We start from the raw sequence: 5,414 nt of genomic DNA, 5'->3' as shown, positions 1-5,414 counted from the left end.
CGGCGGGGCGGCGGGACGCGGGGCAGGCGCCGGCGGCGTCTGGGATTGCAGTGACGAGGCGAGCAGCAGCGCAACGGGGAGCATCTGGGTTCCTTGGGATGAGGCAGGTGCGGCAGCGGACCTGCAAGGGAGCGTGAATGGGCCGGCTCCCTTTCCGGCGCGAACTTCTTAGCGCATGCGGGACACGGAGCGTCTTCACCTTCTAGGCTCGAAATGCGGGCCCTTCCCGGCCCCGGTACGTGAGGACCCGCCCTTGAGGAACACCCTGCTCCCGCTGCTGTTCGTGTTGTTGTCCTGGCCCGCCGTCGCTCCGGCGGCGCAGAAGGTCACCGTGCCGGTGGACGTGGGCGTGGGGCCGGCGGTGTTCGTGTTCTCCGGCCCCATCGCGGACGACCAGCTCCTGCACACGGGGCTGAAGCTGTCCGTGGACGCGGTGCTGGACAAGGAGTGGCTGCGCAAGAACCAGCGCGCCATCCCGGCGCGCTACCGGAAGCAGGCGAAGCAGATGGATGAGATCCGCATCTCGCCGTCCATCTTCATTCCGGACTCGTTCATCATCTCGCCCAAGTACCGCGACACGGGGATGTACGGCGTGACGTTCAAGCCGCTGGGGCTGGGGGTGCCGCTGTCGTCCAGTCCGGTGCGCTTCAAGCTGGGCGTGGGGCTGGTGTTGACGTACGCGTACATCTTCTCCGACACGCTGCCGGACACGCACTTCCTGCGGCCCGGGGCGAGCCTGGGCGCGGACCTGGAGTTCCAGCTGGCGAAGAGCTTCCTCGTCAGCGTGGGCTGGGAGTCCACGTTCTACGTGCCGCAGGAGCTGGGCGGGCTGGGGCTGCCGGACTCGCTGGGGGACGGCATCTTCCACGTGGGGCAGGCGTACCTGCAGCTGCACTTCCGGTTCCCGTACACCACGACGCTGTAGTGCTCGCGCGCGGGTGGGGCACGTGTCTAGCGTGCCCGGCACCATGTCCCTCGTCCTCGCCACCGACGCGCAGAAGGCGCAGCGCGACGCCGTCACCCATGCCGCGTGGGGTTCCCCCCTGAGCGTGCCGCAGTACCAGGAGCGCGAAGCGCGGCTGCGCGCGCACCCGTGGAGCCGCGAGGGCATGAACACGTGGCTGTGGCTGGCGGACGACGGCCGGGTGCTGGCGTCGTGCGAGACGTTCCACACGGACAGCTTCCTGCGGGGCGCGGACGGACAGCTGACGCAGGGGGACAGCTACGCCATCGCCAGCGTGTACACGGAGGAGCACCTGCGCGGGCGGGGACACGCCACCCGGTTGATGGACGCCGTCGCCGCGGAATTGGAGCGGGTGGCGCCGCGTCCGCACTCGGTGGTCCTGTTCTCCGACGTCGGGGCGCCGCTGTATCGCCGGTCGGGCTACGTGGAGGTGCCCGCGTGGGACTGGCACCTGGACGCGGCCGATGCGCCGGGGGGACGGCCCGTGGACGGTGGGCTCCAGGAGACGGACGTGGCGGGGGCGCTCGCGCGGATGCGCCAGCCGGACGTGCCCTTCTTCCTGTGGCCTGGCGCCGCGCAGGTGGACTGGCACCTGGAGCGGGAGCGCATCTACGCGGACCTGCTGTCGCGGCCCCGGCCCCGGACGTGCGGCGCGGTGGTGGGCGAATCCACCGCGCTGTGGACGATGAACGCGCGCTACGGCGAGCTGGTGGTGCTGATGCTGGATGCGCGGGACGCCTCCGCGGCGGAGGCGCTGCTCACGGAGGCGCGCCGCGTGGCGCATCAGGCGGGGCTCAAGCGCGTGGTGTGGTGGGAGGAGCCCACGACGGCGTCACTGCTCGGCGGGGTCCCCGGCGCGGTGCGCGTGCAGCGGGACGGGTCGCTGCCCATGCTGCGGCCGCTGCGCCCGGGGCTGCCTCCCGCGCCGGAGGTCCCCTTCCCTCGCGCCCTCTGGGTGTGAGCTCCGCGGACAGGGCGGCGGTCAGGCGCCCCACCTCCGGCCCGGTGGGAACAGGGCCGGCGCCCCCAACCCGACTGTGTCAGGCGGCGACAGGTCCCCTAGGATGCACTCATGGCCGAGCGAAGGCGCATCATCGAGGGCTCCTGGAACTGCACGTCCTGCGGTGCCCGGAACATCCCCGCCCGTCACAAGAACTGCCCCTCCTGCAACAACCCGCGGGAGCTCAGTGGCAAGGAGTCCGAGTTCGACTTCGGTGACGTGGACGCGGCCTCCGGGAAGTCCACCCGCGAGGGTGTCTCCGACGAACAGGCCCTGGAGATGGCCGGCGCCGGCGAGGACTGGTTCTGCGCCTACTGCGGCGCGGCCAACCGGGGCGACGGCAAGCGCTGCCGGCAGTGCTCCGCCGAACGGGGCTCGGATGCGAAGGCCGCGCCGCTCGCGGACCTGTCCCCCAAGGCGCCCCCGAAGCCCGCGCCCAAGCCCCGCCGCTTCGGGAAGGTGGCGCTCATCGTGGTGGGCGTCCTCGCCTCGTGCTGCCTGGGCACCTGCGCGGTGGGCATCTGGGGCAACATGAAGCATGAGCTCAAGGGCGAGGTGGTGGCGACGAACTGGCGCCGCGCGCTGGTGCAGGAGCGCTTCGTCCCGGAGACGCGCACCGGCTGGCGGGATGAGCTGAGCACCACCTCGCCGCGCATGCCGGTGAACGGCGCGGGAGAGGTCGCGGGCGTGACGAACATCCGCGACTGCGTATCCCGCCAGCGTGGCACCCGCCGGGTCGCGGACGGCACCCAGCGCGTGTGCCGGACGAAGACGCGCAAGGTGGCCTGCGGCACCGAGGAGAAGTGCACCCGTCGCGACAAGGGCAACGGCTTCGCCGAAGAGGTCTGCCACGACGTGACGAAGTACTGCAACGAGTCCTACGAGGACTGCGACACGGAGACGCGCTACCGCAACGAGCCCGTCTACGCGCAGCAGTGCGCCTACGACACGTACGTGTGGAAGCCGGTGGACACGCGCGAGCTCAAGGGCACGGAGGGTCCGCCGCGCTGGCCGGAGCTCACCGCCGGGACGAACGAGCGGGTGCGGCGCGAGGAGGACTACACCGTGCTCGTGCGCTACGACGACGACGGCGTGAAGCAGCACGAGGTGAAGCCCACGCGCGAGGACGAGTTCGTCGCGTGGAAGAAGGGCCAGGGCGTCACGCTCACCGTGACGAACCTGGGCAAGGTGGAGCAGGCCGTCCGCCGCTGAAGCAGCACCGCCCGAGGAGTCTCATGGAGTGCACCTGCTGTGGCGCCTGCTGCGTGGCGCCGGACATCGCCGCGCTGGACAAGCCGCTGGGGCTGCGGTGCCCGCACCTGGGCGCGGACAACCTGTGCACCGTGTACGAGCGGCGGCCCCAGGTGTGCCGGGACTACGCGGCGGACGAGGTGTGCCGCCGCATCGAGGCCCCCACGTTGGACGAACGCGTGAACAACTACCTGGCGCTGTTCCAGCTCACCGCGGAGGCGGAAGCCGTGCGCAAGTCCGGCTGCGCCTCCATGCGGATGGCGCGCGCCATCCGGGAGCGGAAGTGAACTTCCAACCCACCGAGCCGTTCGTTCCCGCGCCGGGCCTTCGCGGCGCGCATGCGCAGACCATCTACGCGTCGCTCGTGCGCCCCACCCGCGTGCCGCCCCTGCGCCGGGAGCGGAGGGATCTGCCGGACGGGGACTTCGTCGACCTGGACACCTTCGACGGGCCGAAGGGCGCGCCGCACGTGGTGGTGCTGCACGGCCTGGAGGGGTCGTCCCAGGCGGGCTACGTCACGGAGGTGCTGCGGGGCGCGGCGAAGCGCGGCTGGGGCGCCACGGCGATCAACTTCCGCTCGTGCAGCGGGGAGCCGAACCGGCTGGCCCGGGCGTACCATTCCGGGGACACGGCGGACACGCTGCTGGTGATGGCGGACGTGCGCGAGCGCATCACCGGGCCGATGCTCGCGGTGGGCTTCTCCCTGGGCGCCAACGTGCTGTGCCGGCTGCTGGAGGAGACGGGGGATCAGGCGCCCGTGGTGGCCGCCGCGTCCATCAGCGCGCCGTACGACCTGGACGCGTGCTGCCGCAAGCTGGATGGCGGCAGCGGCTACCACTGGCTCTACCGCGAGCGGTTCCTGCGCACGCTCAAGAGCAAGGCCCGCGCGAAGTTGCAGCGGTTCCCGGGCGCGTTCGACGGGACTCGCATGGAGGCGGCGCGCACCATCCGGGGCTATGACGACGTGGTCACCGGGCCGCTGCATGGCTTCCGGGACGCGGAGCACTACTACCGGGAGGCGTCGTCGGGGCCCAGGCTCGCGGACATCCGCCGGCCCACGCTGCTCTTGAGCTCCGCGGATGATCCGATGCTGGAGGCGCCGGTGATTCCGCCTTCCGCGCGGGACAACCCGTTCCTCAACGTGGTGCTGACCGAACAGGGCGGCCACGTGGGCTTCGTCGCGGGCCGCGTGCACCGTCCGTACTTCTGGGCGGAGGCGCAGGCGCTCACGTTCTTCGAGCGGGTGCTCGCCGGCTGATCAGCCGAAGAAGAAGGTGAGGCCGAGTTTTCCGGACGGCTGCACCTTGCGCATCATCCACGACTGCGTCTCCACGGGAGACAGCCCGTCGCGGAAGGGCTCGTCCAGCTTCTGGAGGCTGGGGACGTCCATCTCCATGAAGCTCATGCCGCCGCGCACGAAGAAGCTGAGGCGCCGGGTGGCGTTGAACTCCAGGCCCACGTGCGTGCTGATGTACGTGTAGCCCACGCGCTCCATGGAGGAGGCGGGCAGCTGCGTGCGGTCCGCGAGCCTCCGGTTCAGCGTCTCCGTGCTCGCGGCCTGCGCGTGCCCGAACTCCCATGAGAACGAGGGAGAGACCTTGCTCTTCAGCGGGAGCAGCGTGAGTCCCGCGCGCAAGGCGCCTCGCAGACCGTTGTGCGCGCCGCCGAGGTGGATTCGCAGGTACGGCGAGGGCCGGAGGACGCCGGAGAGTCCCGCGCCTTCGGGCATGCCCGCGTCGAGCATCAGACCGAAGGGGGCGAGCCGCTCTGGATCATTCATGCGGCGCCGGCCTTCGCCCTGCTGGGCCTGAACCTGCGGCAACTGCGCCTGCGGTGCTGTCTGGGCGATGGCCGTGTGGGCCGCCAGGACCGCTACCGCCGCGGTGACGATGGACACCGCTCCCATGAGGATTCTCCCCGTTCCAGACATCGCGGCCATGCGCGATGAGATTTGCGAGGTACGCCGGATCCCAGGAGCACTCGCTCTCCGAGACCCGGCTGCGTGTTGCTCCCCCCGACCCGCCACTCCCGCCACTGCCACACGTCCGGTGCTGACTGTCGCGTCGCCTCGATGCCGCCGCCGGCTGGATCGCGAAGCTCTCGCACCGCCACGTCTTGATTCACGACTCTTCACGTCTCCCGTCCGGCGACCACGACCGCCTTTGCCGGACTCCCCCAAACTGCGCACTGCCCCGTCCT

The 5,414-nt window shown here is 71.1% G+C and carries 6 protein-coding genes; 5 read left to right on the top strand and 1 reads right to left on the bottom strand.

The window, feature by feature from the left end:
* Positions 1-253 precede the first annotated feature (253 nt).
* From D7Y21_RS40060 to D7Y21_RS40040, 5 genes are all read left to right on the top strand, one after another.
* Positions 254-925 (top strand): hypothetical protein, encoded by a 672-nt coding sequence (locus D7Y21_RS40060; protein ID WP_121718510.1) that lies wholly within the window; start codon positions 254-256, stop codon positions 923-925.
* A gap of 43 nt (positions 926-968) precedes the next feature.
* Positions 969-1,925 carry a GNAT family N-acetyltransferase gene (locus D7Y21_RS40055; protein WP_121718511.1) on the top strand — a complete coding sequence of 319 codons (957 nt, stop codon included), beginning with the start codon at positions 969-971 and terminating at the stop codon, positions 1,923-1,925.
* A gap of 111 nt (positions 1,926-2,036) precedes the next feature.
* On the top strand, positions 2,037-3,176 hold the full coding sequence (locus tag D7Y21_RS40050) for a hypothetical protein (RefSeq protein ID WP_121718509.1): 1,140 nt from the start codon (positions 2,037-2,039) through the stop codon (positions 3,174-3,176).
* A 23-nt stretch (positions 3,177-3,199) separates the two neighbouring features.
* Positions 3,200-3,502 carry a YkgJ family cysteine cluster protein gene (locus D7Y21_RS40045; RefSeq protein ID WP_120567464.1) on the top strand — a complete coding sequence of 101 codons (303 nt, stop codon included), beginning with the start codon at positions 3,200-3,202 and terminating at the stop codon, positions 3,500-3,502.
* Positions 3,499-4,473, top strand: a complete 975-nt coding sequence (locus D7Y21_RS40040) for a hydrolase (protein WP_121718508.1) — start codon at positions 3,499-3,501, stop codon at positions 4,471-4,473. Before D7Y21_RS40045 ends, D7Y21_RS40040 begins: the two co-directional genes overlap by 4 nt.
* On the opposite strand, the gene D7Y21_RS40035 is transcribed toward D7Y21_RS40040, so the two are convergent.
* On the bottom strand, positions 4,474-5,121 hold the full coding sequence (locus D7Y21_RS40035; RefSeq protein WP_120567466.1) for a hypothetical protein: 648 nt from the start codon (positions 5,119-5,121) through the stop codon (positions 4,474-4,476). It abuts the gene before it with no gap.
* Positions 5,122-5,414 lie beyond the last annotated feature (293 nt).

Source organism: Corallococcus sp. AB045, assembly GCF_003668895.1.
GTDB classification, from domain to species: Bacteria; Myxococcota; Myxococcia; order Myxococcales; family Myxococcaceae; genus Corallococcus; species Corallococcus coralloides.
The sequence above is the reverse complement of the archived record's forward strand: the minus strand, read 5'-3'. Positions and strand labels throughout refer to the sequence as shown.

What these genes read in the sequence shown, in the direction of transcription:
- D7Y21_RS40050 (WP_121718509.1), top strand. Translation starts at nt 2,037, where the DNA reads ATGGCCGAGCGAAGGCGCATCATCGAGGGCTCCTGGAACTGCACGTCC.
- D7Y21_RS40035 (WP_120567466.1), bottom strand. Translation starts at nt 5,121, where the DNA reads ATGGGAGCGGTGTCCATCGTCACCGCGGCGGTAGCGGTCCTGGCGGCC.
- D7Y21_RS40045 (WP_120567464.1), top strand. Translation starts at nt 3,200, where the DNA reads ATGGAGTGCACCTGCTGTGGCGCCTGCTGCGTGGCGCCGGACATCGCC.
- D7Y21_RS40055 (WP_121718511.1), top strand. Translation starts at nt 969, where the DNA reads ATGTCCCTCGTCCTCGCCACCGACGCGCAGAAGGCGCAGCGCGACGCC.